At 55.5% G+C, this 25,744-nt stretch carries 27 protein-coding genes; 17 read left to right on the top strand and 10 right to left on the bottom strand.

What is annotated here, in order from left to right; translation table 11 throughout:
- Positions 1-13: 13 nt before the first annotated feature.
- From fimC to fimA, 3 genes are all read right to left on the bottom strand, one after another.
- The gene (gene fimC, locus ACLHV9_RS05685) at positions 14-706 is read right to left on the bottom strand and encodes a type 1 fimbria chaperone FimC (RefSeq protein ID WP_028018408.1); all 693 of its coding nucleotides are present in this window, start codon (positions 704-706) and stop codon (positions 14-16) included.
- Positions 707-740: 34 nt separating this feature from the next.
- The gene (gene fimI / locus ACLHV9_RS05680) at positions 741-1,286 is read right to left on the bottom strand and encodes a type 1 fimbrial protein subunit FimI (protein WP_049007451.1); all 546 of its coding nucleotides are present in this window, start codon (positions 1,284-1,286) and stop codon (positions 741-743) included.
- A 63-nt stretch (positions 1,287-1,349) separates the two neighbouring features.
- Positions 1,350-1,901 (bottom strand): type 1 fimbrial major subunit FimA, encoded by a 552-nt coding sequence (gene fimA, locus ACLHV9_RS05675; RefSeq protein ID WP_028018406.1) that lies wholly within the window; start codon positions 1,899-1,901, stop codon positions 1,350-1,352.
- Positions 1,902-2,211: 310 nt separating this feature from the next.
- Here fimA and folD point away from each other — a divergent pair, with 310 nt between their 5' ends.
- The 5 genes from folD to ACLHV9_RS05650 all read left to right on the top strand — a co-directional run bounded on the left by folD (position 2,212) and on the right by ACLHV9_RS05650 (position 6,726).
- The gene (gene folD, locus ACLHV9_RS05670) at positions 2,212-3,078 is read left to right on the top strand and encodes a bifunctional methylenetetrahydrofolate dehydrogenase/methenyltetrahydrofolate cyclohydrolase FolD (RefSeq protein WP_008499332.1); all 867 of its coding nucleotides are present in this window, start codon (positions 2,212-2,214) and stop codon (positions 3,076-3,078) included.
- 1 nt (position 3,079) lies between these two features.
- The gene (gene ybcJ, locus ACLHV9_RS05665; RefSeq protein WP_023310640.1) at positions 3,080-3,292 is read left to right on the top strand and encodes a ribosome-associated protein YbcJ; all 213 of its coding nucleotides are present in this window, start codon (positions 3,080-3,082) and stop codon (positions 3,290-3,292) included.
- Between the two features lie 233 nt (positions 3,293-3,525).
- Positions 3,526-5,025: a PTS transporter subunit EIIC gene (locus ACLHV9_RS05660; RefSeq protein WP_028018405.1), complete on the top strand. Its 1,500-nt coding sequence runs from the start codon at positions 3,526-3,528 to the stop codon at positions 5,023-5,025.
- Between the two features lie 83 nt (positions 5,026-5,108).
- Complete coding sequence (malI, locus tag ACLHV9_RS05655; protein WP_049007453.1) at positions 5,109-6,125, top strand: Mal regulon transcriptional regulator MalI; 1,017 nt, start codon at positions 5,109-5,111, stop codon at positions 6,123-6,125.
- Positions 6,126-6,198: 73 nt separating this feature from the next.
- The gene (locus ACLHV9_RS05650) at positions 6,199-6,726 is read left to right on the top strand and encodes a metal-dependent hydrolase (protein WP_108090668.1); all 528 of its coding nucleotides are present in this window, start codon (positions 6,199-6,201) and stop codon (positions 6,724-6,726) included.
- An 89-nt stretch (positions 6,727-6,815) separates the two neighbouring features.
- Here ACLHV9_RS05650 and cysS read toward each other — a convergent pair whose 3' ends face one another.
- Positions 6,816-8,201: a cysteine--tRNA ligase gene (cysS, locus tag ACLHV9_RS05645; protein WP_028017582.1), complete on the bottom strand. Its 1,386-nt coding sequence runs from the start codon at positions 8,199-8,201 to the stop codon at positions 6,816-6,818.
- Positions 8,202-8,376: 175 nt separating this feature from the next.
- Here cysS and ppiB point away from each other — a divergent pair, with 175 nt between their 5' ends.
- The 6 genes from ppiB (at position 8,377) to mnmH (ending at position 12,843) form a co-directional block, all read left to right on the top strand.
- Positions 8,377-8,871: a peptidylprolyl isomerase B gene (gene ppiB, locus ACLHV9_RS05640; RefSeq protein ID WP_028017583.1), complete on the top strand. Its 495-nt coding sequence runs from the start codon at positions 8,377-8,379 to the stop codon at positions 8,869-8,871.
- 3 nt (positions 8,872-8,874) lie between these two features.
- Positions 8,875-9,597 (top strand): UDP-2,3-diacylglucosamine diphosphatase, encoded by a 723-nt coding sequence (gene lpxH / locus ACLHV9_RS05635; RefSeq protein WP_108090757.1) that lies wholly within the window; start codon positions 8,875-8,877, stop codon positions 9,595-9,597.
- Positions 9,598-9,733: 136 nt separating this feature from the next.
- Positions 9,734-9,943, top strand: a complete 210-nt coding sequence (locus ACLHV9_RS05630) for a YdgH/BhsA/McbA-like domain containing protein (protein WP_028017585.1) — start codon at positions 9,734-9,736, stop codon at positions 9,941-9,943.
- 171 nt (positions 9,944-10,114) lie between these two features.
- Positions 10,115-10,624, top strand: a complete 510-nt coding sequence (gene purE, locus ACLHV9_RS05625; protein ID WP_028017586.1) for a 5-(carboxyamino)imidazole ribonucleotide mutase — start codon at positions 10,115-10,117, stop codon at positions 10,622-10,624.
- Positions 10,621-11,688: a 5-(carboxyamino)imidazole ribonucleotide synthase gene (gene purK, locus ACLHV9_RS05620; protein ID WP_108090669.1), complete on the top strand. Its 1,068-nt coding sequence runs from the start codon at positions 10,621-10,623 to the stop codon at positions 11,686-11,688. The genes purE and purK overlap by 4 nt, the downstream gene beginning before the upstream one ends.
- Before the next feature lie 84 nt (positions 11,689-11,772).
- Entirely contained in the window at positions 11,773-12,843 is a 1,071-nt protein-coding gene (gene mnmH / locus ACLHV9_RS05615; protein WP_108090670.1) for a tRNA 2-selenouridine(34) synthase MnmH, read from the top strand.
- A gap of 125 nt (positions 12,844-12,968) precedes the next feature.
- Here the strand turns inward: mnmH and ACLHV9_RS05610 are convergent, their stop codons facing one another.
- From ACLHV9_RS05610 to ybbA, 3 genes are all read right to left on the bottom strand, one after another.
- The gene (locus tag ACLHV9_RS05610; RefSeq protein WP_049007457.1) at positions 12,969-14,114 is read right to left on the bottom strand and encodes a porin; all 1,146 of its coding nucleotides are present in this window, start codon (positions 14,112-14,114) and stop codon (positions 12,969-12,971) included.
- Between the two features lie 182 nt (positions 14,115-14,296).
- A complete protein-coding gene (gene ybbP, locus ACLHV9_RS05605) occupies positions 14,297-16,711 on the bottom strand; it encodes a putative ABC transporter permease subunit YbbP (RefSeq protein ID WP_108090671.1) in 2,415 nt (804 codons plus the stop codon).
- Positions 16,708-17,394 carry a putative ABC transporter ATP-binding protein YbbA gene (gene ybbA / locus ACLHV9_RS05600; protein WP_028017748.1) on the bottom strand — a complete coding sequence of 229 codons (687 nt, stop codon included), beginning with the start codon at positions 17,392-17,394 and terminating at the stop codon, positions 16,708-16,710. The genes ybbP and ybbA overlap by 4 nt, the downstream gene beginning before the upstream one ends.
- Here ybbA and tesA point away from each other — a divergent pair.
- The 3 genes from tesA to ACLHV9_RS05585 are packed head-to-tail and all read left to right on the top strand — an operon-like array spanning position 17,365 to position 19,700.
- On the top strand, positions 17,365-17,988 hold the full coding sequence (gene tesA / locus ACLHV9_RS05595) for a multifunctional acyl-CoA thioesterase I/protease I/lysophospholipase L1 (protein WP_407220235.1): 624 nt from the start codon (positions 17,365-17,367) through the stop codon (positions 17,986-17,988). The genes ybbA and tesA overlap by 30 nt on opposite strands.
- Positions 17,989-18,016: 28 nt before the next feature.
- Positions 18,017-18,787 (top strand): SDR family oxidoreductase, encoded by a 771-nt coding sequence (locus ACLHV9_RS05590; RefSeq protein WP_049007459.1) that lies wholly within the window; start codon positions 18,017-18,019, stop codon positions 18,785-18,787.
- Between the two features lie 58 nt (positions 18,788-18,845).
- A complete protein-coding gene (locus ACLHV9_RS05585; protein WP_249488885.1) occupies positions 18,846-19,700 on the top strand; it encodes a co-chaperone YbbN in 855 nt (284 codons plus the stop codon).
- A 51-nt stretch (positions 19,701-19,751) separates the two neighbouring features.
- Here ACLHV9_RS05585 and fetB read toward each other — a convergent pair whose 3' ends face one another.
- The gene (gene fetB / locus ACLHV9_RS05580; protein ID WP_028017592.1) at positions 19,752-20,534 is read right to left on the bottom strand and encodes an iron efflux ABC transporter permease subunit FetB; all 783 of its coding nucleotides are present in this window, start codon (positions 20,532-20,534) and stop codon (positions 19,752-19,754) included.
- The gene (gene fetA, locus ACLHV9_RS05575) at positions 20,527-21,198 is read right to left on the bottom strand and encodes an iron efflux ABC transporter ATP-binding subunit FetA (protein ID WP_049007461.1); all 672 of its coding nucleotides are present in this window, start codon (positions 21,196-21,198) and stop codon (positions 20,527-20,529) included. Before fetA ends, fetB begins: the two co-directional genes overlap by 8 nt.
- Positions 21,199-21,334: 136 nt before the next feature.
- On the opposite strand from fetA, the gene ACLHV9_RS05570 reads away from it, so the two are divergent.
- Positions 21,335-22,249, top strand: coding sequence for an SPFH domain-containing protein (locus ACLHV9_RS05570; protein ID WP_024906863.1), 915 nt, complete (start codon positions 21,335-21,337; stop codon positions 22,247-22,249).
- Complete coding sequence (locus ACLHV9_RS05565; protein WP_028017594.1) at positions 22,246-22,698, top strand: NfeD family protein; 453 nt, start codon at positions 22,246-22,248, stop codon at positions 22,696-22,698. Before ACLHV9_RS05570 ends, ACLHV9_RS05565 begins: the two co-directional genes overlap by 4 nt.
- Here the strand turns inward: ACLHV9_RS05565 and cueR are convergent.
- Positions 22,695-23,105 (bottom strand): Cu(I)-responsive transcriptional regulator, encoded by a 411-nt coding sequence (gene cueR / locus ACLHV9_RS05560; protein ID WP_049007462.1) that lies wholly within the window; start codon positions 23,103-23,105, stop codon positions 22,695-22,697. The genes ACLHV9_RS05565 and cueR overlap by 4 nt on opposite strands.
- A gap of 108 nt (positions 23,106-23,213) precedes the next feature.
- On the opposite strand from cueR, the gene copA reads away from it, so the two are divergent.
- Positions 23,214-25,712, top strand: a complete 2,499-nt coding sequence (gene copA / locus ACLHV9_RS05555) for a copper-exporting P-type ATPase CopA (RefSeq protein WP_407220234.1) — start codon at positions 23,214-23,216, stop codon at positions 25,710-25,712.
- The last annotated feature ends 32 nt before the right edge of the window (positions 25,713-25,744 follow it).

Raw genomic sequence — 25,744 nt, 5'->3', positions numbered from 1 at the left:
GCCCTGACTCTGCTCACAGGTTGACGCTACGCGCCGGTGTAATGGCACCGTAGTCATTCACGCTCTGCCAGGAGAGCGTGCCGCTCGCACCGGCTGGCAGTACCTGCTGTGCCGAGTTTTTAGGCGCAACCATCAGGTTATCCAGCGTCTTACCACCCAGCTTCATGTTGACCAGGGTGATGTAATACGGAGACGCGTTGCTGACTTTGAGGTGGTTGCCAGTACGCTCAAAACGCAGCTGGGAGAGCGCCTCTTCCGGCTGCATCGCCAGATTGTTCGGGCGTACAAACAGTTTGATACGCGAAAGGATCGCCAGCTGCAGCACGTTATTGTTTTCCGTTTTCTCCTTGTTCACTGACGGGATCGCTTTCACGTTCATGTAAAAGAGCGATTCGCGGTCGGCGGGCAGCGTCGGTCCGGCGTAAATAATACGCAGCGTGTTTTCGCTGTTTGGCTCACTCACAAACAGGGGCGGTGTGACGGCAAAGGTTTTTTCTTTTTGCCCGTTCGCATTTTCGATCCACGCGTTGATTAAATAGCGTTCTTGTTTGTTGCTGTTAGTGATCGCCAGCGACGTTTGCTTCGCATCTGCCGGATAAATAACGCGCGTGGCCCCCAGCGCAATACCGCCGGAAGCATTCGCGCAAGCAGAAACCATCATCAAAATAAACGATAAAAAAAGTCCTGGTTTAATTCGGGTATTCATCACAACCGTACCTTTAATAATGTGTTCGCAGGTGTTATGGATAAATCAACGTAAACCAGACATCCGACTGAATATTGCCTGGCATGAGATGTTCGGAAATAGCCCGATAGCGGGCGCTAAAATGAAACGCGAGTTCACTGGTATTTACCGGCAACCAGCTGACGGCAGTGGCATTTGGGATAATCTGACGTTGTTGTTCGTCAAAGAGCGCCAGCCCCACACCGCTGCTGACAGGTGTTTCACCTGGCCGCGATGTCGCCAGAAAAACCTGCGGATCTTCTGCGGGTGTGACGCCCTGAAACTGGATCCCCACGGTGCGCGAGACATCAACGCTGCAATCCAGTAGCCGCACGGTGAAGGGCACATTCACCGTGGAAAAACTGCCCACCCCGGCAAATGAATTGGTTCGATACTGTCCCATGTCGATGCGCATATTCTGGCTGTCGGGCGCCACGGCGCAGCCGCCGTTCACCAGCTCACCTCTGAGGTGAACTTTCCCGCCTTCGATCACCACAGTATGTGCCGATGCCTGGTTAGCCATCGCAAGGGTTAAAAGCAGTAGTGCTCCCGTTTTTGTCATCCTTCGTTCCTGGCATTAGCGTATGACGGCCTCGTCCCTGAGGCCTGGACATCCCTGTACGAATTATTCGTATTTCATAACGAAGGTGGCGTCAGCGTTTGCCTGGCCTGGCTCGGTGGTCGCAGCCGTTGATTTATAACGCGCGGTGAATTGCAGGGTGTTCGTTCCTTCGATCAGGTTCTGCGCAGCAGAGAAGGTTGCACCGTCTGGGGTCAGAACGCTGGATTTGCTGTCGAGGATCTCGATACCCACGCCTTTCGCGGTGTTGTCATTGTTACCGGAAGTCACTGCCAGCAGGGTTTTGTCAGTTGCATCAATCTGACCGGTGAACGCAACAGCAGCGGTTTTTGCTACCAGTGGATCGCAATCGTTCAGTTCAATGTTGAATGGGATATTAGAGGTAGTGTCGCCCACTTTAGTGAATTTCGCGGTACGGTACTGACCGAGATTAACAGTCTGCTCGGAAGAATCGGTATTTACTGAACATGCAGCATTAACCAGTTCACCTTTAAAATGCACAGTACCGCCATTTACGGAAACCGGATCTGCATGAGCGGCACCCGCGACCAGGGCCAGAGTTGCAATAACAGAAGAAGCAATGTTGCTGAGTTTCATGTCTATTCCTTTAAAATGTAAATAACCCTTCCCGCGAATAATCGGGAATAAGAAATACGTTCAATTGTTGAATTGAAAGCTTATTTCGGAGGAGACAAAGTAGCTCAGGAATCATTTTTTAAATATGTCAAAACGCTGCCATTTCTCCAGGTCACATCCTAATCCCGCCTAAGAAATTGACCATCCATCCGGAAGGGTTTTTACGCCCTACTGATGAAAACTCGCAAAGGGTGACTGACAGCGGCGCTCGCTTCTGACAAAATACAGGCAATCCCCCCTTTCAAACGTTACAGACGGAATCTTCTCTCTGATGGCAGCAAAGATTATTGACGGTAAAACGATTGCGCAGCAGGTGCGCTCTGAGGTTGCGGAAAAAGTGAAGGCGCGTAAAGCCGCCGGAAAACGCGCCCCTGGGCTGGCCGTTGTGCTGGTTGGCAGCAACCCGGCATCACAGATTTATGTCGGCAGCAAACGCAAAGCGTGTGAAGAGGTGGGCTTCGTCTCCCGCTCTTACGATTTGCCAGAAACCACCAGCGAAGCAGAACTGCTGGAACTTATTGACACTCTGAATGCCGATAAAGAGATCGACGGTATTCTGGTTCAGTTGCCGCTGCCAGCAGGCATCGACAACGTGAAGGTGCTGGAGCGTATCGCACCGGATAAAGACGTTGACGGTTTCCATCCGTACAACGTTGGCCGCCTGTGCCAGCGTGCACCGCGTCTGCGTCCATGTACGCCACGCGGTATCGTGACGCTGCTGGAGCGTTATAACATTGACACCTACGGTCTGAACGCCGTGGTCATTGGTGCCTCCAACATTGTGGGCCGCCCGATGAGCATGGAACTGCTGCTGGCCGGCTGCACCACTACCGTCACCCACCGTTTCACCAAAAATCTGCGTCACCACGTAGAGAACGCCGATCTGCTGATCGTTGCCGTCGGGAAACCGGGCTTTATTCCAGGTGAATGGATTAAAGAGGGTGCGATTGTCGTGGACGTCGGAATTAACCGTCTGGAAAACGGCAAAGTCGTCGGTGACGTAGTGTATGAAGATGCTGCGGCACGTGCCTCTTACATCACCCCAGTACCGGGCGGCGTAGGCCCGATGACGGTTGCCACATTGATTCAGAATACTTTGCAGGCATGCGAAGAGTACCATGATGTAGAGGACGCGTAAGATGGCGACATTTTCATTAGGAAAACACCCACACGTTGAGCTGTGCGATCTGCTGAAGCTGGAAGGCTGGAGCGAAAGCGGCGCGCAGGCGAAAATCGTGATCGCCGACGGGCGAGTAAAAGTCGACGGCGTGGTGGAAACGCGCAAGCGCTGCAAGATTGTCGCGGGACAGACCGTGAGCTTTGAAGGACAGAGCGTGACCGTTACGGCCTGAGCCATTTGATGCCCTCACCCCAACCCTCTCCCAAAGGGAGAGGGTTAAAAATCCCCTCACACCCATCACGGTTATTTATCGATCAACTTCAAATAATCACTATTTCCTCTGTTGAATAGTGAAAATTCAGTTGCGCGTTTTTCACACTTTGCCCACGATAAGTAGAACGTTCTACTAAAACGTTCTACTTACAATAACAGCGCCAAAAAAAGCGCTACTCGGGGGAAATCAGCATGAGTCTGATATCAGGGTTTGTTAAATCGCTGTCTAAGTTGTCTATGATTGGTCGCGCCTTGATGCTGCCAATTTCACTGCTTCCCGCTGCGGGCCTGCTGCTGGCCTTCGGCGATAAGTTCCACCTGCCGCTGATGATGAACGCAGGCGGGGTTATTTTTGATAACCTGCCGATGCTGTTCGCCATTGGCTCTGCCGTGGGTCTGGCGTCAGAATCCGGTATTGCTGCGCTGTCTGCGGCGGTATCGGTATTTGTCACGAATATCACCATTAGCACCGTGCTGAGCATCACGCCGGAAATGGCCTCTCAGGGCGGGAAATATGCCATGGTGGTCGGCATCCCGACGCTGCAAATGGGCGTCTTCGGCGGCCTGATCTGCGGTATTCTTGCGGCCTGGTGCTATAACCGCTTCCACACCATGCAGCTCCCGGAGTTCCTGGGCTTCTTCTCCGGTAAGCGCTTCGTGGCAATTGCAACGGCGTTCCTCTCGTTCCTGATGGGGCTGCTGCTGCCCTACATCTGGCAACATATCCAGGCCGGTATCGACGCGCTATCCGTAGTGGTTAACGGCGATAATCAGGCGGCGTCGACCTTTATCTTCGGTCTGGTGGAACGCGCGCTGATCCCGCTCGGACTGCACCATATCTGGTACCCGTCTTTCTGGTATTCGTTTGGGGATTACACCACCCAGGCAGGCCAGGTGATCCACGGCGACCAAACCATCTGGTTCAAGATGCTGGAAGAAGGGGTCAAATCCTTCAGCAGCGACACCTACCAGAATGCCGGTAAGTTCATGCAGGGTGAATTCCCGCTGATGCTGTTCGCGCTGCCTGCGGCGTGCCTGGCGATGTATCACGAAGCCCATACGAAGAATAAGAAAATCGCGGCCGGTATTCTGTTCTCTGCGGCGTTGACCTGCTTCCTGACGGGGATCACCGAACCGGTTGAGTTTACCTTTATCTTCGTGGCGCCGATTCTGTACGTCTTTAACGCCATCATGGCGGGCCTGGCTTATATGACCATGTATCTGCTGCATGCGCATATCGCCAAGTCGTTCTCCGCGGGCTTTATCGACTATCTGTCATTCGGGATCCTGCCGTCGTTTAACGGTTACAAAACCAATTTCCTGAACGCCATTATCATCGGCATTCCAATGGGCCTGATTTATTACTTCACGTTCCGCTTTGTGATCCGTCGTTTCGACGTGAAAACCCCGGGCCGCACTGAAGTGACAGCCAATGCGGATGAGAAGTCAGATTCCGAACTCGCGACCGAGATCATCACCCTGCTGGGCGGAGCGCATAACATCGACTCCGTCGGCGCCTGTATCACCCGTCTGCGTCTGGAAGTGGCAAAAAGCGAGGCAGTTGATAAAGACGGCCTGAACGGACTTGGCGCGCGCGGCGTGGTCTTCGTCGGCGACAACGGTATTCAGGTGATTTTCGGTGCCAGAGCACAGTTTATCGCCCAGACCATGTCCACCATGATCGGCAAATAATAAGATGCCTGAACGACACGTCTCCTGTACGCTGGGAGACGTGTTTTATCTGGCTGATAATCGGCAAATTTCAGGGAGCGGTTTTGAAGAAAGTCAGCATTATTGATGTCGCAAAGCACGCGGGCGTTTCGGTCTCAACCGTCTCGCTGGTGTTGCGCCAGAAAGGGAAAATCTCAGAGGCAACGATCGAGAAGGTCAACGCTGCCATCAATACCCTGGGCTATGTTCATAACGTCGCCGCCGCCAACCTTCGCGCCAACACCTCCAATCTTATTGGTCTTATCCTCCGTGACTTCAGCGACAGCTTCTCCATCAAGGTGATGGCGAGCATCGTCCAGGAGCTGGAAAAACAGGGGTATATGGTGTTTCTCGGCCAGCCGCAGAATGACTATGACCATCTTGAGCGCTGCCTGCTGTCGTTTAAACAGCAGGGTGTCGCCGGTGTGATTTACCTGGCTTCTGACACCCGGACATCCACCCTGCCGGAACACATTCGTCATTGCCCACTGCCGTTGGTTGCGGTCTCTCAGTCGTTGCTGGATGAAAAATGCAACCTGGTGATGCGTGATAACCGTCAGGCGGCAAATCTGGCGGTACGTTATCTTATCGAACGCGGCCATCGCAATATCGCCTACATTGGCGGGCGTGAGGGCTGCCTTATCCGCGAGCAGCGTCTGCTCGGTTTTCGCAGCGCGATGACGCAAAACGGGCTGGTCTGGCGCGATGAATACTCTCCGGCCTGCAGTGATGACACGCTGGCCGCGGGTTTCGCCACTCGTCAGTTGCTGGAAAAAAACAACACCATCACCGCCCTGCTCTGCCACTCGCCTGATGCCATGATCGGCTCTATATCAGCGATTCATCAGGTAGGACGTACGGTGGGTAAAGACGTGTTTCTGACGCAGCAGGTCGCGCTGGTCGGTTTCGAAGATATGCTGCACGTAAACCTCACGTCACCGTCATTGACCTACGTCTCCTCCGCCAGTGAAGAGACGGGGCGTCAGGCTGCCGGGTTGATTATTCGCAAGCTGAAAGAGCCGGACTTGCAAACGCAGCGGATTACGCTTTCCGGGCAGCTTATCGCGCGCGAGTCGGCGTAAAATCAGAATTTAGCACAGGTCTGTTAGCGCGAGATTACTGCTATATTTCCATGATTTGCCATGGATAATGTCAATGCCTACCGTTATTACGCACGCTGCTGTTCCGCTTTGCCTGGGTTTAGGCCTGGGAACCAGAGTTATTCCGCCTCGTCTGCTGTTCACCGGAATTGTCCTCGCGATGTTGCCAGACGCCGACGTGCTGGCGTTTAAGTTCGGCGTTGCCTACGGCAATGTTTTCGGCCATCGCGGCTTTACTCACTCCCTGCTGTTTGCCTTTGTGGTGCCGATACTCTGCGTTCTGATCGGTCGACGATGGTTCAGAGCCAGCCTGACCCGGTGCTGGCTGTTTTTAACCGTGTCATTACTGTCGCACAGCCTGCTGGATTCCATTACCACGGGTGGAAAAGGGGTTGGCTGGCTGTGGCCGTGGTCAGACGAACGCTTCTTTGCGCCGTGGCAGGTCATTAAGGTCGCGCCGTTTGCGCTGTCACGCTACACCACGCCGTACGGGCATCAGGTAATCATTTCAGAACTGCTGTGGGTGTGGCTGCCGGGAGTCGTGCTGATGGGGTTGCTGTGGTGGAGAAGACGTGCGCGCTGATGCCCTCACCCCGGCCCTCTCCCACGGGGAGAGGGAGCAAACCTGACCATTCCCTCTCCCTGCGGGAGAGGGTTAGGGTGAGGGGAAGATTACTTACGACGCCAGGTGGTTCCCTGAGGGCCGTCTTCCAGAATGATACCCATCTCGGTCAGACGATTACGCGCCGCATCTGCCGCCGCCCAGTCTTTCGCCTGACGCGCTTCCAGACGCGCTTTGATCAACGCTTCAATTTCCGCCACTTCACCGTCGTCCGCCTGCGCACCGCTTTGCAGGAACACGTCCGGCTCCTGCTCCAGCAGGCCGAGAACGGAAGAGAGCTTACGCAGATGGGACGCCAGCGCATTCGCTGCCGCCATATCCTCTGACTTCAGGCGGTTCACTTCGCGCGCCATGTCGAACAGCACGGAGTACGCTTCTGGCGTATTGAAGTCGTCGTTCATCACCTCAATGAAGCGCGCTTCGAACGCTTCGCCGCCCGCAGCAGGAACAGACCTGTCGGTACCGCGCAGCGCGGTGTACAGACGCTCCAGCGCCGAGCGCGCCTGCTTCAGGTTCTCTTCGCTGTAGTTCAGCTGGCTGCGATAGTGGCCGGACATCAGGAAGTAACGCACGGTTTCCGCGTCGTAATACTTCAGCACGTCACGCACGGTGAAGAAGTTACCCAGCGATTTAGACATCTTCTCGCGGTCAACCATCACCATCCCGGAGTGCATCCAGTAATTAACGTACTCGCCGCCATGTGCACAGGTAGATTGTGCAATTTCGTTTTCATGGTGCGGGAACATCAGATCCGAGCCGCCGCCGTGAATATCGAAATGGTTGCCCAGCTGTTTGCAGTTCATCGCCGAACATTCAATGTGCCAGCCAGGACGCCCTTCGCCCCACGGAGATGGCCAGCTCGGTTCACCCTCTTTGGACATCTTCCACAGCACGAAGTCCATCGGGTTGCGCTTCACGTCAACGACGTCAACGCGGGCACCGGCCTGAAGCTGATCCAGATCCTGACGGGAAAGCGCGCCGTAGGTTGGGTCCGTCGGCACGGAGAACATCACGTCGCCGTTATCCGCAACGTAGGCATGACCGCGTGCGATCAGCTTTTCGGTGATTTCAATAATTTCGTGAATATGGTGGGTCGCACGTGGCTCACTGTCCGGGCGCTGAATATTTAATGCATCAAAGTCTTTGTGCATTTCAACGATCATGCGGTCCACCAGCGCCACAAAGCTCTCGCCATTTTCATTAGCGCGTTTAATGATTTTGTCGTCAATGTCGGTGATGTTGCGCACGTACTTCAGGTTGTACCCCAGAAAACGCAGGTAGCGCGAAACAACATCGAAGGCGACAAAGGTACGGCCATGACCAATATGACAGAGATCGTAAACCGTAATACCACACACGTACATGCCGACTTCCCCGGCATGGATAGGTTTAAATTCCTCTTTTTGGCGCGTCATTGTATTAAAGATTTTTAACATCGAAGATTCCATGTAAACACGTGTGTGGGTTGTTTGTTCCCTATAATACCCATAATTCGGAATAGGATCAGCACACAATGCAAGGTGATCGCGTCCTGTGGTTATGCTATAACAAGCCCCTATATGTGACCCGAACACGGGTTGACGCACCACAATAACGGAACAGGATGCAAAAATGGTTACTTTCCACACTAATCATGGCGATATCGTAATCAAAACCTTTGATGACAAAGCGCCTGAAACAGTTAAAAACTTCCTGGACTACTGCCGCGAAGGTTTCTACAACAACACCATTTTCCACCGCGTGATCAACGGCTTTATGATCCAGGGCGGCGGTTTTGAACCTGGCATGCACCAGAAAGAGACCAAAGAAGCGATCAAAAACGAAGCGAACAACGGTCTGAAAAACACCCGTGGCACGCTGGCGATGGCCCGTACTCAGGCGCCTCACTCTGCTACTGCCCAGTTCTTCATCAACGTGGCCGACAACGACTTCCTGAACTTCTCTGGCGAAAGCCTGCAGGGTTGGGGCTACTGCGTATTCGCAGAAGTGGTTGAAGGTATGGACGTGGTTGATAAGATCAAAGCCGTCTCTACTGGCCGCAGCGGCATGCACCAGGACGTTCCTAAAGAAGACGTAGTGATTACCAGCGTGACCGTCAGCGAGTAATTGGTGGCGACACTCTTTATTGCGGATTTGCATCTGCAAACAGAAGAACCGGCGATCACCGCCGGTTTTCTGCGTTTTTTACGCGGTGAAGCGAAAAGCGCCGACGCGCTGTACATTCTGGGCGACCTGTTTGAAGCCTGGATTGGCGACGACGATCCTAACCCGCTGCACCGGGAAATGGCTGCAGCCATTAATGCGCTGGTGGATTCCGACGTTCCCTGCTACTTCATCCATGGCAACCGTGATTTCCTGCTCGGCAAGCGCTACGCTCGCGAAAGCGGTATGCAACTGCTGCCGGAAGAACAGGTGCTCGAACTCTATGGCCGAAAGATCCTGATCATGCACGGCGATACGCTCTGCACCGACGATACCGGTTATCAGGCCTTCCGCGCCAAAGTCCACACCCCGTGGATCCAAAAAGTGTTCCTGTCCCTGCCGCTGTTTATCCGCAACCGTATCGCAGCCAGAATGCGCGCGGGCAGTAAAGCCGCCAACAGCAGCAAATCCATGACCATCATGGACGTCAACCCGCAGACAGTGGTCAACGTGATGGAAAAGCATCGCGTCCAGTGGCTGATCCACGGTCATACTCATCGCCCCGATGTACATTCCCTTATCGCCAACGGCGAACCGGCCCACCGCGTCGTACTGGGTGCCTGGCACAGTGAAGGCTCCATGGTCAAAGTCACACCAGAGAGTGTAGAGCTGATCGCTTTTCCGTTTTAACCCCTCAAATATAATTCTATTTTTTTGAACAACATTGGCAAATTGTTCCGATTTTAATCAGCCCATGGTTAGCCTAATATTTATCACATCAGGGCAACACGCCCTATCCCAGATAAATTACTTCAGGAATACGACCATGAAATCCATCAAAACTTTCGTTGCAGTTGCCGCTCTTTCTATGATCTCTTTTGGTTCTTTCGCTCAGAGCGTCAGCGCGAGTGCTTCTACACTCGACCGCGCAGAAGCGAAAATCGCCGCTCAGGCTGCTGAACAAGGTGCGTCTTACAAAATCACCAGCGCACAGGTCAACAACCGCGTGTACATGACCGCAGAACTGACCAAATAAAGACACCTGATTGATGAAAACAGACCGCCAGATTGCGGTCTGTTTTGTTATGTCCAGGCGGTCACAACGGCTCAAGTTTTAACCGCGCAACCGTTTTCCTTCCCCGTATTACATGCTATTCTCTGTGCCCTCGAAAGCAGTGTGTTTCGCACCACAGGAGTTTTAAGACGCATGTCTTCCCGCAATAATCCGGCGCGTGTCGCCATCGTGATGGGGTCCAAAAGCGACTGGGCTACCATGCAGTTCGCCGCCGAAATCTTTGAAATCCTGAATGTTCCGCACCACGTTGAAGTGGTTTCCGCACACCGTACACCGGACAAACTGTTCAGCTTCGCCGAAGGCGCTGAAGAGAACGGTTATGAGGTGATCATTGCCGGTGCGGGCGGCGCAGCACATCTGCCAGGCATGATTGCCGCTAAAACGCTGGTCCCCGTTCTGGGCGTACCGGTACAAAGCGCTGCGTTGAGCGGTGTCGATAGTCTCTATTCCATCGTGCAGATGCCGCGGGGTATTCCGGTCGGCACGCTGGCGATTGGTAAAGCGGGTGCTGCAAATGCTGCCCTGCTGGCTGCGCAGATCCTGGCGACGCATGATAAAGACTTACATCAGCGTCTGGCTGACTGGCGTAAAGCACAGACCGACGAGGTGCTGGACAATCCGGACCCACGGGGTGCGGCATGAAGCAGGTTTGCGTCCTCGGTAACGGTCAGTTGGGCCGTATGCTGCGCCAGGCGGGTGAACCGCTGGGTATTTCCGTCTGGCCCGTCGGGCTGGATGATGAACCTGAAGCGGTACCGTTCCACCAGAGCGTGATCACCGCCGAGATCGAACGCTGGCCGGAAACGGCGCTGACTCGCGAGCTGGCGCGTCATAACGCCTTTGTTAACCGCGATGTTTTCCCGATTATTGCCGACCGTCTGACGCAAAAGCAGCTGTTCGACAAGCTCGGTCTGCCGACTGCACCGTGGCAGCTCCTGTCGGATAAAAGCGAGTGGAATGATGTTTTCGCGATGCTGGGCGAACTGGCCATCGTGAAGCGCCGCGTGGGCGGTTACGATGGCCGCGGTCAGTGGCGCCTGCGTGCAGATGAAACGGCAGAACTGCCGGATGATTGCTACGGCGAGTGTATCGTTGAGCAAGGTATCAACTTTAGCGGCGAAGTGTCGCTGGTCGGCGCACGCGGGCATGATGGCCACACTGTGTTTTATCCGCTAACGCATAACCTGCATCAGGACGGCATTCTGCGCACCAGCGTGGCGTTTCCGCAGGCCAGTGCGGAACAACAGGCACAGGCGGAAGACATGCTGTCTGCCATCATGCACGAACTGGGCTACGTCGGCGTAATGGCGATGGAGTGCTTTGTCACCCCGTCAGGTCTGCTGATCAACGAGCTTGCGCCGCGCGTTCACAACAGCGGCCACTGGACGCAAAACGGCGCGTCCATCAGCCAGTTCGAACTGCACCTGCGCGCCATCACTGAGCTGCCTCTGCCGCAGCCGGTGGTGAATAGCCCGTCAGTGATGATCAACCTGATCGGCACCGATCTGAACTACGACTGGCTTAAGCTGCCGCTGGTACACCTGCACTGGTATGACAAAGAGGTTCGCCCGGGTCGTAAGGTCGGTCACCTGAACCTGAACGACAGCGACACGGGCCGTCTGAGCGCCACCCTCGAAGCCATCATCCCTCTTCTGCCGCCGGAATACGCGAGCGGAATTGTCTGGGCACAGTCTAAGATCAAGTAACACACCTGCGCCGGGGAGTTGACCTTCCCCTTCCCCGGCGTACAATTCCCGCCCATTGCTGCTGAGTTTTCTTCTGGAATAACCATGAACGATGGAACGGACTATCGCGCGATCCTCGCGTCCGATACCCCTTTAATCGACGTTCGCGCGCCGATCGAATTTGCCCAGGGTGCGATGCCCGCCGCCATTAACCTGCCGTTGATGAATGACGACGAACGCGCCGCCGTCGGCACCTGCTATAAACGCCAGGGCCCCGAGGCCGCGCTGGCGCTCGGCCATAGTTTGGTGAACGGCGCCACGCGTGAGGCACGGATCAACGCCTGGCGGGAGGCCAGCCTTGCCCATCCTGAGGGCTATCTCTGCTGCGCACGCGGCGGCCAGCGTTCGCACATCTCACAGGCATGGCTGAAAGAGGCGGGTGTCGACTACCCGCTGATCCGCGGCGGCTATAAAGCCCTGCGTCAGACGGCGATTCAGGTCACAACCGAGCAGTCACAAAAACCGATGGTACTTATCGGTGGCTGTACCGGCAGCGGTAAAACCCTGCTGGTGAAGCAACATGTCCAGGGCATTGATCTGGAAGGGCTGGCGCGCCATCGCGGTTCATCGTTTGGCCGCACGCTCACGCCGCAGCTTTCCCAGGCCAGCTTTGAAAATCACCTTGCGGTTGAGCTATTAAAAAAAGACGCTGCACGCTGGGTGCTGGAAGATGAAGGTCGGATGATTGGTTCCAACCACCTTCCGGAGTGCCTGCGCGACCGTATGGTTGAAGCTCCTATCGTTGTCGTCGACGACCCGTTTGATATCCGTCTTGAGCGCCTGCGAGAAGAGTATTTCGACCATATGTGGGCAGATTTTTCTGCGGCTTACGGTGATGAAGCAGGCTGGAAAGAGTACAGCGAGTACCTGCACCACGGCCTGTTCGCCATTCGCCGCCGTCTGGGGCTGCAGCGGTATGCAGAATTCACCGAGTTGTTAGATTCCGCGCTGCTGGAACAACAACGCTCTGGCAGCACTGATGCGCACTTCCGCTGGCTTGCCCCGTTGCTGAATGATTATTACGACCCGATGTACAGCTATCAGCTTGGAAAGAAAGCGGAGAAGATTGTCTATCGCGGAACGTTCGAAGAAATTGCTGAGTGGCTTGATCGCTGAAAAATAAAGCCGGGTGACGAGGTAAAAGCAAAACGGCAACCAGGGTTGCCGTTTTTAATGTTTGTTCCCTCTCCCCGTGGGAGAGGGTCAGGGTGAGGGCATCAGGCCGCACCCTACAAGATCACTTAGAAGTCGTAACGCAGACGGACCAGGTTCATATCGCCCAGATCGTCGGTGCTGGAGGTGAATACGTGTTCGTAATCAACACGGAAACCATAATCCAGCTGGAAGCTGATACCCACACCGTTGTCGATGCGCTGGTAGTTACGGCCGTTCACGTACTCGATGCGATCGCCCATGAAGTAAGGCTGGATGGATTTAACCGCATACTGATTGATTGGGAATTTATACCCTGCGAAGTATTCAATACCCCACGCGTCGCCCGCAAAGTAGTCGTTAACAGACACTTTTTTGGTGGTCAGGAAGTTCTGGTACCAGCCGCCGCCAAAGGAGAAGGTCCAGTTGTCAGGTTTCCAGCTCAGAGCAGTACCGAGGATGTTCTGATCGTAGGTTTTGCTGTCGCCGTTGTCCGGGTTACGCATGTCGGCGCGGGTGTAGTTCCACGCCGTACCCCAGGTCAGATCTTTAGTCAGGTGATAATCCAGACCCAGTGAACCACCGCCTTTACGCTTGTAGCGCAGGCCGTTGCCCGGCAGGTATTCGCTGTCTTCAAACAGGTAGGATGCATAAATGTCAGCATCGCCAACGGTTTTCTTATATTTCAGCATGTTGCGTGAACGATAAGAACCGTCGTAGTCACCGTTGATACCGTTACCTGGTGCCTGACCGATCATGTCGTAGTCCCAGATATCGGTTTTCACGCCAACCACATCATAGTAAACGCTGTTCTGTTGACCGAAGGTCAGCGTACCCCAGGTATCGCTCTTCAGACCGGTGTACAACATACGGCGAGTAGTGTTGTTCGCGCCTTCTTTGTAGTGGTTGTCCCAGTCGAACAGCGCAGGAATGTTCACGCCCAGCTCGTAGTAGCTTACCCAACTGATGTCATCAAACAGGTAGTAATCGGCTGCGAAACGGAAACGGGTACCGCCGTCGAAGCCATTACGTTTGTAGGAACCTTTGTCGCCATCGCCCGTCATCATGTTGAACTGAGGACGGATACTGCCGCCCACGGTGAAGTTCAGACGGCTCAGTGGATCGCCCGCCTGAGGATCCTGTTTAAGAACGGTGATTTCTGCCTGAGAAGCGAAGGTAGTCAATGCCACTGCCGCGCCGATCGTAACCGCCAGCGCTGATTTTTTTATAGTCATTATTTTTCCTTAATAGACACGCTGCTAAATATTTAGCGGGTGAATATTAACTGGAAATAATCAGTCTGTGTGGACGGTTTTTTAATGTTTTGTGCTACTAAATGAGTGGGTATTATCTTTTTGTGCCATTAAATTACTACGCACCGATATAAAAACCGGTGCGTAATTATCACCACATTGAATCAACTCTCAAACTGGCGGAACAGGGCTTTGCCCTTTAACAAGCGTGTACCGAGCCAGCCTCCACAGAGGGAAAGCAGTACCGCACCAAAGAGAGGCAATGTCAGCCAAAGACGCCAGTCAGGCTCCCATGGGAAGTCGAAGACCTTTGTCTGCAGGACAGCCAGCGCCGTCTCTGCACCAATGGCCGCGACCAGACCCGCCACCAGCCCCAGCAGTGCGAATTCACTCCAGAGTGTCGCCTGCAGCAGCCGCTTACCGGCTCCCAGCGTGCGGTAAACCACCAGCTCCTGATGGCGCTGGCGCATCCTCACCTGTACCTGGGCCAGCAGCAACAGCACGCCACAGATCGTAACCAGCACCACCATCACCTCCAGTGCGCGGCTCACCTGCTCCAGCACCTGTCCCACCTGCTTCAGGATCGCCCCGATATCCAGCAGGCTGACCGTCGGGAATTCCCGGTTAAGCTGCGTCAGCATGCCGTTGCCGTTTTCCCAGCGGAAGCTGGTCAGCCAGCTCTGCGGTTGTCCGTCCAGCGCCCCCGGCGGGAAGATGAAGAAGAAGTTGGGCCGCAGGCTTTCCCAGTCCACTTTACGCAGGCTGGTGACTTTCGCGGTGAAATCCTGGGTATCGCCTGTGAAGGTGACGCTGTCACCCAGCTTCACGTTCAGGCGCGTCGCCAGCCCCTCCTCCATCGACACCTCTCCCGCTTTCGGCGGCCAGGTGCCGGCGGTTATCGGGTTGTGGTCAGGGCGTTTCTCCTGCCAGGTAAGGTTCAGCTCGCGGTTAAGCGACTCGTCCTTGTTCCCCTCCGTTGACTGACCGTTGATCTGCGTCAGCCGTGCGCGAACGATGGGGTAGAACGACTCGGGGATAATGTGATGCTCCGACAGAAATCCCTTCAGCGGCGTGACCTGCTCAGGCGCGATATTGATCAGGAAATAGTTTGGGCTTTCCGGCGGAAGCTGCTGCTGCCAGCGATCCAGCAGATCGCCTCGCAGTACCAGCAGAAGTGCCAACAGCATAAACGACAGCGAAAACGCCGAAAGCTGGCTGAGCGTCGACCAGGGCTGATGCAGCAGACGGTTCACTGCCAGCCGCACGGGAAGCGATTTTACCGTGATTTTTTTCAGAATATTGAGCAGTATCCAGCCCAGTACGCCGCACAGCAGCGCCAGAACAACTGCCCCGGACAGTACTGCCCAAAGCAGAGTGCTGCCCCCCATCAGCCAGGCCAGCAGCCCAACCGCCACCGCGATTATCACAGGAAGGTAGAACTTCAGCGGCCAGACGTTTGCCACGACGTCACGGCGTAAAACACGCAGCGGCTGCGTCGCAATCAACAGCCGGTACGGACGGAGCCCCACCAGCACCGAGATTACCGTCATCGCGCCCATCGCCCACAGCCACGGCCAGAGGCTGGCCGGCGGCAATGCTGCCGGGAGCACCGGTTTCAGCATCACCATCAGTAGTTTTTCGAACAGCAATCCCATTACCCCGCCGGTGAAGGCCGAGAAAAGCAGCAGCATCAGCCACTGGCCGACAATCAGCTTACGCAACTGCACCCTGCCCGCACCCAGCGTTTTGAGAACCGCCACCAAATCGTAACGGCTGCGGCAGTAGTGCCCCATTGCGACGGCAACTGCCGCCACTGCCAGCAATAGCGTTAACAGGGCCGAAAGCAGCAGGAACTGCTGAGAACGCTCGAGGGACTTACCGAGCGCTCCCTCGTCCTGCTCCAGCCCGTACCATCGGTGTTCCGGTTTTAACTGCGGCAGAAGCCATTTTTCATACGCGTCAAGCTGGGCAGGCGTGCCGCCAAACTTATAGCGCCAGGTGACGCGGCTGCCCGGCTGTACGGCATTGGTTTTCGCCACATCGGCGGTGTTCATCAGTAATCGCGGCGCGAGCTGGAACGGATTAAACCCGGAGTCAGGTTCCTGAACCACTTCCCCGGCAATTTTCAGCGTAGCATCACCGACATCAATGCTGTCGCCCGTTTTCAGGTTCAACAGCGCCATCAGGCGCGGTGCCAGCAGCACCGTGCCGGGTTTGGGTTTCAACCCTGGTGGGCTGGTTTGCAGTTCGCCATACATCGGGTAGATGTCATCGACGGCTTTGACGCTTGCCAGCTGCGGCGTTTCGCCCGCGAAGGTCATGGTCTGGAAGCTTATCTGCTCCCCGACCTTGAGCCCCCGCTTGCGCGCTTCATCAATCCAGCCCGGCGGAACCGCGCGTGAACTTTGTAGCGCCCTGTCTCCCGCCATAAACTCCCGGCTTTGCTGACTGAGCCCTTTCTCCATGCGGTCGCTGACGCTGCCGAGCGCCAGCACGCACGCTACCGCCAGGCTTAAGGCCAGCCAGACTATCAGCAGCGAGGGCGAGCGCCACTCGCGCCAGAACCAGCGGGCAATCATGCTTCCTCCTGAAGAACACCGTTGACCAGCCGCAGACGACGGTCACAGCGGGCGGCAAGTTGCGGGTCGTGGGTCACGAGGATCAGCGTAGTGCCATGTTCACGGTTGAGCGAAAACAGCAGGTCAGCAATCTTGTCCCCGGTTTTACGGTCAAGGTTACCGGTAGGCTCATCAGCGAACAGTACCTCCGGACGACCGTTAAACGCGCGCGCCAGCGCCACGCGCTGTTGCTCCCCGCCGGAAAGCTGTGCCGGAAGATGGTCGAGGCGTTTGCCCAACCCCAGTTGCTCCAGTAAGGCCTTTGCATGCGCGCGGCTTTCACGGCTATTTTCGCCGCGCAGAAGCGCCGGGAGTTCGACGTTTTCCAGCGCGTTCAGCGTCGGAATAAGCATAAAGGACTGAAAAACAAAACCGATGTGTCGCGCACGCAGCGCAGCGCGCGCCTCTTCATCAAGCTGATGCAGCGGTTGCCCGACAAGGTGGACCTCTCCGCTGCTTCCGTCGTCCAGACCCGCCAAAATTGCCAGCAGCGTAGACTTACCGGAACCGGATTCGCCAATCAGCGCGATGGTTTCAGCGCGTTTGACAACGAGTTCAACTCCAGTAAGGATGGAAAGCTCGTGTTCCCCCTGACCGACGGATTTCTTAAGACGATGAACTTCAACACTGTTTTCCGCTGGCATTTGCCCTTCCTGTTTATGATTCTGATGACCTTCCGCGCGGCGGCAGCGGACACGTTACTGGTTCTCGGCGACAGCCTGAGTGCAGGCTATCGCATGGCCGCCAGCGCGGCCTGGCCTGCTTTGCTCAATGATAAATGGCAGAGCAAGACGTCGGTAATTAACGCCAGCATCAGCGGTGATACCTCGCAGCAGGGCCTGTCGCGCCTGCCTGCACTGCTCAAACAGCATCAGCCGCGATGGGTGCTGGTTGAGCTTGGCGGCAATGATGGCCTGCGCGGTTTTCAGCCTCAGCAAACAGAACAGACGCTGCGCACCATTCTGCAGGACATCAAGGCGGCAAACGCCCAGCCGCTGCTGATGCAAATTCGCCTGCCCGCTAACTACGGTCGTCGGTATAATGAGGCCTTTAGCGCGATCTACCCAAAGCTTGCCAAAGAGTTTGATATTCCGCTGCTGCCATTTTTCATGGAAGAGGTCTATCTCAAACCCCAATGGATGCAAGACGATGGGATCCACCCCAATCGCGATGCTCAGCCGTTTATTGCCGACTGGATGGCAACGCGGCTGGCCCCTTTAGTTAAACATGACTCCTGATTAAGCGGAGATCCTGACAGGTAAAGTTATGCAAAAATCGGTCTTAATTACAGGATGTTCCAGTGGAATCGGCCTGGAAAGCGCGCTCGAACTGAAGCGCCAGGGGTTTCGGGTCCTGGCGGCCTGCCGCAAACCCGACGATGTCGAACGCATGAACGGGCTGGGCTTTACCGGCGTGCTGCTGGATATGGACTCGCCGGAGAGCGTTGAACGCGCCGCCGATGAAGTGATCGCGCTGACCGATAATCGTCTGTACGGGCTCTTTAACAATGCCGGCTACGGCGTGTATGGCCCGCTGGATACGCTCTCCCGCGAAACGCTGGAAAAACAGTTTTCGACCAACTTCTTCGGCGTGCATCAACTGACTATGCGCCTGCTCCCCGCCATGCTGCCGCACGGTGAAGGACGTATCGTGATGACCTCCTCGGTGATGGGCCTGATCTCCACCCCAGGCCGCGGCGCCTACGCCGCCAGCAAATATGCGCTGGAGGCCTGGTCTGACGCCCTGCGCATGGAGTTGCGTCACAGCGGCATTAAGGTCAGCCTGATTGAACCCGGCCCCATCCGCACCCGCTTTACCGAAAACGTCAACCAGACGCAGGCGGACAAACCGGTCGAAAACCCTGGCATCGCCGCACGTTTTACCCTCGGGCCGGAAGCGGTTGTCGCGAAAGTGCGCCATGCTTTTGAGAGTGAAAATCCAAAAATTCGCTATCCGGTGACGCTGGTCACCCATGCCGTAGGCTGGTTAAAACGCCTGCTGCCGGGCCGGATGATGGACAAAATTTTACACGGTTGAGTTGAAGCAACGACGCTCACCCCCATGTAAAGAACAAACCGACAAAAGAGAAAGCCGCATGTCCGTACAGAATATCGTCAATATTACTGAAGCAAACCTGCAACAGACCCTCGAACAGTCAATGACCAAACCGGTGCTGTTCTACTTCTGGTCTGAGCGAAGCCAGCACTGCCTGCAGCTGACGCCGGTACTGGAAAGCCTTGCCGCACAGTACAACGGTCAGTTCATTCTCGCCAAACTGGATTGTGACGCCGAGCCAATGGTGGCATCTCAGTTTGGTCTGCGCGCGATTCCAACCGTCTATCTTTTCCAGAACGGTCAGCCTGTTGATGGTTTCCAGGGGCCGCAGCCGGAAGAGGCTATTCGCGCTCTGCTGGATAAAGTCCTGCCGCGTGAAGAAGAGCTGAAAGCGCAGGAAGGCATGGAGCTAATGCAGGAAGGCAAATATGACGAGGCGCTGCCGCTGCTCAAAGAGGCATGGCAGTTGTCGAAGCAAAACAGCCAGATTGGTCTGCTGCTGGCGGAAACGCAGATTGCGCTACACCGCTCAGAAGACGCAGAAGCCGTGCTGAAGACGGTTCCACTTCAGGATCAGGACACCCGTTACCAGGGGCTGGTCGCGCAAATTGAGCTGCTGAAGCAGGCGGCAGACACCCCGGAAATTCAGCAGTTGCAACAGCAGGTAGCTGACAACCCGGCCGATGCCGCGCTGGCAAGCCAGCTGGCGCTGCAGCTGCATCAGGTAGGGCGTAACGAAGAAGCACTGGAGCTGCTGTTTAGCCATCTGCAAAAAGATCTGGCTGCCGCAGACGGCCAGGCGCGTAAGATGTTCCAGGAAATTCTGGCCGCGTTGGGCACCGGCGACGCGCTGGCGTCGAAGTATCGTCGTCAGCTGTACGCGCTGCTGTATTGATGCACTTTGCCCGGGGGCGGCTTCGCCTTACCGGGCCGACAAAAGCCGATATTATCCCGTCTTTTTCAACTGCGTCACCACCAGCTGGTGGCGCGCGTTATAGAACTTCCGGTAGGTCAGGTAACAGGCAATGATGGTTGACAGGCTCGCCGTTGAGAGCAACATAAACGTTACCATAATCTGATACTTAATCGCTTTTACCGGATCGATACCGGCAAAAATCAGCCCTGACATCATACCCGGCAGGCTCACCAGTCCCACCGTTTTGGCAGAATCCACCGTCGGGATCAGCGATGAACGGATGCTCTCACGGATCAGCCGCGCCGAGGCCATTTTAGGCGTTGCCCCCAGGCTTAACTTCTCCTGCAACTGCTGCTGTTCACTGCTGAACCGCTGGCCCAGATTGTTGTAACACAGCCCCACGGCAACCATCGCGTTTCCGGCGATCATTCCGGAAATGGGGATGACCTGCATTGGCGTAAACGCAATTGAACCAGAGAGCACCAGCACTGCCAGCGTGAGCGCCGTCCCGGTCGTAATGGCAATAAACGACGAGATAAAGGCCTTATCAATGTACTTACTGCGTTTTTGCGCATTCCACGCTGCGTTAAAGCAGATAAAAAGCACCATCAGCAGCGTCAGCACGGCGTGGTTGACGTTGAAAATATACTTCAGCACATAGCCGACAATAATCAGCTGAATAACCGCCCGGCAGATACTCCACAGAATATCTTTTTCCAGCCCCAGCTTTTCCCGGTAGCTGACCACAATCGCAATCAGCACCAGCACCATCGAAAACGCCAGGGATTCATTGGTAATATTATGCTCACCCACGGTTAGCCTCCTGCATTTTCCCACCGTGCGGCTGGAGCGTAATCACGTCATCCGCATGGGTTATTTCGTTAGCGTCGTGCGTCACCCACAGCACGGCAACATTCTGCTTACTGGCGTAATGATGAATGATGTCGTTAACGTTGCGCTTATTGGCCTCATCCAGCGCGCTGGTGATTTCGTCCAGCAACAGCACCCTGGGTAAAAATTGCAGGTTACGGATCAGCGAGACACGTTGCTTTTCTCCACCCGACAACTCACTCACGGCTTTGGTCAGCGTCTCCTGCGGCAAGCCAAAACGTTCCAGATCGGCCGATAACCGCTCAGGATCGGGCGTCTTATTGCGAATTTTCCAGGGAAAAATCAGGTTGTCATACACCGTATCGCCGAAGAGCGTGGGCGTCTGTACCGAGTATGATACCTGCTGGCGATACGCCTCAGGAGAGAGCGTTGCAATATCCTTCCCCTCAAAAAAAATCTTGCCTGAGGTGGGGCTGAGCAGCGAGGCAATGATTTTTAGCAGCGTACTTTTCCCGCAGCCCGAAGGCCCGGTGATCAAACGAAACTCCCCCGGCGAAACGGTAAAGCTGACATTATTCAGAATAGTGGTTTCACCCACACGGTAGCCTACATCCGCGATTGTTAAAATCGCGCTGTTATCCTTCATGTTATTTCCTGCCTTCATCCCAATAATTAGCAGTAGTCTACGGCGATTAGTGATTGTATGGCGACTTTCCTCGTATACTTAGGGTCAACAAACAGCCATATGGTTTCCGCCACAGCATGCAAAACAGGAGGTTTTTATGCTCATCGTTGTTCCTGTCCTTATTTTTGTTGCGCTGGTTATTGTCGGCGCTGGCGTCAAAATTGTCCCGCAGGGTTACCAGTGGACAGTCGAGCGTTTCGGACGTTACACCAACACATTACAACCTGGTTTAAGCCTGATTGTCCCTTTCATGGACAGAATTGGTCGTAAGATCAACATGATGGAACAGGTGCTGGATATTCCTTCTCAGGAAGTGATTTCTAAGGATAACGCCAATGTCACCATTGATGCCGTCTGTTTTATTCAGGTAATTGATGCGCCAAAAGCGGCCTATGAGGTGAGCAATCTGGAGCTGGCTATCGTTAACCTGACGATGACCAATATCCGTACCGTACTGGGTTCGATGGAGCTGGATGAGATGCTCTCACAGCGAGACAGCATCAATACCCGACTGCTGCACATTGTCGATGAAGCGACGAATCCGTGGGGGATCAAAGTCACCCGTATTGAGATCCGCGACGTTCGCCCGCCGGCTGAACTGATCGCCTCCATGAACGCCCAGATGAAGGCTGAGCGAACCAAACGTGCCTATATTCTTGAAGCTGAAGGGGTACGCCAGGCCGAGATCCTCAAAGCGGAAGGGGAAAAACAGTCGCAGATCCTCAAAGCCGAGGGCGATCGCCAGTCTGCGTTCCTCCAGGCGGAAGCGCGTGAACGTTCAGCCGAAGCGGAAGCTCGTGCCACCCAGATGGTGTCAGAGGCGATTGCTGCTGGTGATATCCAGGCCGTGAACTACTTTGTCGCGCAAAAATATACCGACGCGCTGAAACAGATCGGCTCAGCAAACAACAGCAAAGTGGTCATGATGCCGCTGGATGCCAGCAGCCTGATGGGCTCTATTGCCGGGATCGCTGAACTGATCAAAGACAGCGGAAACGAGCGTAAAAAATGATTGAGCTCATCGCCGCACATCCTCACGCTTTCTGGCTAAGCCTCGGGGGGTTATTGCTGGCCGCTGAGATGCTGGGCGGTAACGGCTACCTGCTCTGGAGCGGTGTCGCCGCCGTGATTACCGGGCTGCTCGTGTGGCTTCTGCCGCTCGACTGGGCGTGGCAAGGTGCGTTGTTTGCCGTACTGACACTGGTGGCTGCATGGCTGTGGTGGCGCTGGCTTAACCGACGGGTTAACGAGCAGAAACCGTTAGATGCGCACCTTAATCAGCGCGGGCAGCAGATTGTCGGCCAGCGTTTTACGCTCGACACCGCGCTGGTGAACGGGCGTGGACATATGCGCGTGGGCGACAGTTCGTGGCCTGTCGTGGCCGACGATGACCTCAGCGCCGGAACGCGGGTTGAGGTCGTTGCGGTAGAAGGAATAACTCTGCGGGTTAAAGCCTGTTAAACAGATGCCTTACGATGGCAGCAGCCAGCAAGATTATCTATGATCGGGCAATCGGCGCTGTCATCTCCCGGACATGATTCCGCTAGCGCCAGCAGCTGTTTGCGCATCGCCTGTAGTTCGGTGATGTGGCGTTCAATCTCAGCCACCTTTTCCAGCGTGCGCTTTTTCACATCAGCGCTGTGACGCTTCGGATCGTTAAACAGATTCACCAGCTCGCCACACTCTTCCAGATTAAAGCCGACCTGTCTTGCCTGACGCAGCAGCGTCAGTTCGTCAAGATGCAGTTGCGTGTAACTACGGTAGCCGTTTTCGCTGCGCAGCGGCGGTGTCACCAGCCCTTTCTCTTCATAAAAGCGAATCGCTTTGCTGGTTAAGCCGGTTTTTTTCGCAACATCACTGATATTCACATTTCCCCCTTGACCTTCCCCTTGATGGAAGGTTTAACCTTCATAACAGTTAGCCAAAAGCGTTATGTTGGTCAACAACTGACCAGATCATTATACGGGAGTTTTGTTATGTCTCACACTATTGACCTGACATTGGACGGCCTCTCCTGCGGCCACTGTGTCAAACGCGTTAAAGAAAGTCTGGAACAGCGTCCTGACGTTGAAAGCGCTGAAGTTACCATCGATCATGCCGCCGTAACCGGTAGCGCCAGCGCGGATGCGCTGATTGATACCATCAAGCAGGCCGGTTACGGGGCGGAGCTGAGCCACCCAAAGGCTAAACCGCTGGCAGAGTCATCATCCCCGTCGGAAGCACTGACAGCGGCCACTCCTGAGCTTCCGGTAGCTGATGATATTGATGACAGCCAACAGCTGCTGATCAACGGCATGAGCTGCGCCAGCTGCGTCTCCCGGGTACAAAACGCCTTGCAGGCCGTACCGGGCGTCGCGCAGGCACGGGTCAATCTTGCGGAGCGCACCGCGCTGGTGATGGGCAGTGCCTCCGCCGCAGATTTAGTGCAGGCCGTTGAAAAAGCAGGCTACGGCGCTGAAGCCATCGAAGACGATGCAAAGCGTCGTGAACGTCAGCAGGAAACGGCGGTTGCCACCATGAAACGCTTCCGCTGGCAGGCAATAGTGGCCCTGCTGGTCGGGGTTCCGGTGATGGTGTGGGGCATGCTCGGCGACAACATGATGGTCACCGACGATAACCGCACGCTGTGGCTGGCGATCGGTTTGATCACCCTTGGGGTGATGATCGTTGCAGGCGGACATTTTTATACCAGCGCCTGGAAAAGCCTGAAGAATCGCACTGCGACGATGGATACGCTGGTTGCCCTTGGTACGGGGGCAGCATGGCTGTATTCGATGAGCGTTAACGTCTGGCCTCAGTGGTTCCCGATGGAAGCGCGACATCTTTATTATGAAGCGAGTGCGATGATTATCGGCCTGATCAACTTAGGCCATATGCTCGAAGCGCGCGCGCGTCAGCGTTCCTCAAAAGCACTGGAAAGATTACTTGATTTAACGCCGCCAACCGCGCGGGTAGTCACAGAGGACGGTGAAAAGAACGTCCCGCTGGCCGAGGTTCAACCCGGTATGACTCTGCGCCTGACCACGGGTGACCGCGTTCCCGTTGACGGTATTATCACACAGGGTGATGCCTGGCTGGACGAAGCGATGCTCACCGGGGAACCCATTCCGCAACAGAAATCCCACGGTGACGCCGTTCATGCCGGTACGGTGGTGCAGGACGGCAGCGTGCTGTTCACCGCCAGCGCCGTCGGTAGCCACACGACGCTGTCGCGTATTATTCGCATGGTGCGCCAGGCGCAGAGCAGCAAGCCGGAGATTGGCCAGCTTGCTGATAAAATCTCAGCCATTTTTGTTCCGGTGGTGGTCGGTATTGCCCTGCTGAGTGCAGCTATCTGGTACTTTTTCGGTCCCGCGCCGCAGATTGTTTATACCCTGGTGATTGCCACCACGGTGCTGATCATCGCCTGCCCTTGTGCACTCGGTCTTGCCACACCGATGTCGATTATCTCCGGTGTCGGTCGCGCCGCCGAGTTTGGCGTGCTGGTGCGTGATGCCGATGCTCTGCAACGCGCCAGTACGCTCGACACGCTGGTGTTTGATAAAACCGGCACGCTGACCGAAGGCAAACCGCAAGTTGTGGCCGTGAATACGACAGGTATGGCAGAAAATGACGCACTGCGTCTTGCTGCCGCGCTTGAGCAAGGCTCCAGCCATCCTCTGGCTCGCGCGATTATTGAGAAAGCCGGGAATGCCAGCCTGCCGCAGGTGAGCAATTTCCGCACCCTGCGCGGGCTCGGCGTCGGCGGTGAAGCAGAAGGCCACGCGCTGCTGCTGGGCAACCAGGCATTGCTCAATGAAAACGGTATTGATACTGCCGAGCTGGAAAGCGAGTTGAAGGCGCAGGCGTCTCAGGGCGCCACGCCGGTTCTGCTGGCGGTGGATGGCAAAGCCGCCGCGCTGCTGGCCGTGCGCGATCCGCTTCGCCAGGACAGTGTGGATGCCTTAAAACGCCTGCACCGCGCAGGTTATCGCCTGGTCATGCTGACCGGGGATAACCCGACCACCGCCAACGCCATTGCGAAAGAAGCCGGTATTGATGAGGTCATTGCTGGCGTACTGCCGGACGGTAAAGCTGACGCAATCAAGAAACTGCAAAGCCAGGGTCGTCAGGTGGCAATGGTCGGCGACGGCATCAACGATGCCCCTGCGCTGGCTCAGGCAGATGTCGGTATCGCCATGGGAGGCGGGAGCGATGTCGCTATTGAGACGGCAGCGATCACGCTGATGCGCCATAGTCTGATGGGCGTTGCTGATGCGCTGGCCATTTCAAAAGCCACGTTGCGCAACATGAAGCAGAACCTGCTGGGGGCATTTATCTACAACAGTTTCGGCATTCCGATTGCCGCCGGGATTTTGTGGCCGCTGACCGGCACGCTGCTGAACCCGGTGGTCGCAGGTGCAGCCATGGCGCTCTCCTCCATCACCGTGGTGAGCAACGCCAACCGACTGTTGCGGTTTAAACCGAAAGATTGAACCTTGTTCTCGTACGCGCTAGCATGAACCTT

It is taken from the genome of Enterobacter sp. CPE_E890 (assembly GCF_046521475.1).
Lineage (GTDB): Bacteria > Pseudomonadota > Gammaproteobacteria > Enterobacterales > Enterobacteriaceae > Enterobacter > Enterobacter adelaidei.
Note: the sequence above shows the minus strand (reverse complement) of the source record. Positions and strands in the feature narration are given on the sequence as shown.

Bases quoted from the DNA above. Each gene is read 5' to 3' on its own strand.
- ppiB (WP_028017583.1), top strand. From the start codon at position 8,377: ATGGTTACTTTCCACACTAATCATGGCGATATCGTAATCAAAACCTTT.
- fimC (WP_028018408.1), bottom strand. From the start codon at position 706: ATGAATACCCGAATTAAACCAGGACTTTTTTTATCGTTTATTTTGATG.
- ACLHV9_RS05660 (WP_028018405.1), top strand. From the start codon at position 3,526: ATGAGTCTGATATCAGGGTTTGTTAAATCGCTGTCTAAGTTGTCTATG.
- mnmH (WP_108090670.1), top strand. From the start codon at position 11,773: ATGAACGATGGAACGGACTATCGCGCGATCCTCGCGTCCGATACCCCT.
- ACLHV9_RS05570 (WP_024906863.1), top strand. From the start codon at position 21,335: ATGCTCATCGTTGTTCCTGTCCTTATTTTTGTTGCGCTGGTTATTGTC.
- fimI (WP_049007451.1), bottom strand. From the start codon at position 1,286: ATGACAAAAACGGGAGCACTACTGCTTTTAACCCTTGCGATGGCTAAC.
- folD (WP_008499332.1), top strand. From the start codon at position 2,212: ATGGCAGCAAAGATTATTGACGGTAAAACGATTGCGCAGCAGGTGCGC.
- ybbP (WP_108090671.1), bottom strand. From the start codon at position 16,711: ATGATTGCCCGCTGGTTCTGGCGCGAGTGGCGCTCGCCCTCGCTGCTG.
- fetA (WP_049007461.1), bottom strand. From the start codon at position 21,198: ATGAAGGATAACAGCGCGATTTTAACAATCGCGGATGTAGGCTACCGT.
- fimA (WP_028018406.1), bottom strand. From the start codon at position 1,901: ATGAAACTCAGCAACATTGCTTCTTCTGTTATTGCAACTCTGGCCCTG.
- copA (WP_407220234.1), top strand. From the start codon at position 23,214: ATGTCTCACACTATTGACCTGACATTGGACGGCCTCTCCTGCGGCCAC.
- purK (WP_108090669.1), top strand. From the start codon at position 10,621: ATGAAGCAGGTTTGCGTCCTCGGTAACGGTCAGTTGGGCCGTATGCTG.
- ybbA (WP_028017748.1), bottom strand. From the start codon at position 17,394: ATGCCAGCGGAAAACAGTGTTGAAGTTCATCGTCTTAAGAAATCCGTC.
- ACLHV9_RS05590 (WP_049007459.1), top strand. From the start codon at position 18,017: ATGCAAAAATCGGTCTTAATTACAGGATGTTCCAGTGGAATCGGCCTG.
- ybcJ (WP_023310640.1), top strand. From the start codon at position 3,080: ATGGCGACATTTTCATTAGGAAAACACCCACACGTTGAGCTGTGCGAT.
- tesA (WP_407220235.1), top strand. From the start codon at position 17,365: ATGAACTTCAACACTGTTTTCCGCTGGCATTTGCCCTTCCTGTTTATG.
- cysS (WP_028017582.1), bottom strand. From the start codon at position 8,201: ATGTTAAAAATCTTTAATACAATGACGCGCCAAAAAGAGGAATTTAAA.
- ACLHV9_RS05650 (WP_108090668.1), top strand. From the start codon at position 6,199: ATGCCTACCGTTATTACGCACGCTGCTGTTCCGCTTTGCCTGGGTTTA.
- ACLHV9_RS05610 (WP_049007457.1), bottom strand. From the start codon at position 14,114: ATGACTATAAAAAAATCAGCGCTGGCGGTTACGATCGGCGCGGCAGTG.
- ACLHV9_RS05630 (WP_028017585.1), top strand. From the start codon at position 9,734: ATGAAATCCATCAAAACTTTCGTTGCAGTTGCCGCTCTTTCTATGATC.
- purE (WP_028017586.1), top strand. From the start codon at position 10,115: ATGTCTTCCCGCAATAATCCGGCGCGTGTCGCCATCGTGATGGGGTCC.
- ACLHV9_RS05585 (WP_249488885.1), top strand. From the start codon at position 18,846: ATGTCCGTACAGAATATCGTCAATATTACTGAAGCAAACCTGCAACAG.
- ACLHV9_RS05565 (WP_028017594.1), top strand. From the start codon at position 22,246: ATGATTGAGCTCATCGCCGCACATCCTCACGCTTTCTGGCTAAGCCTC.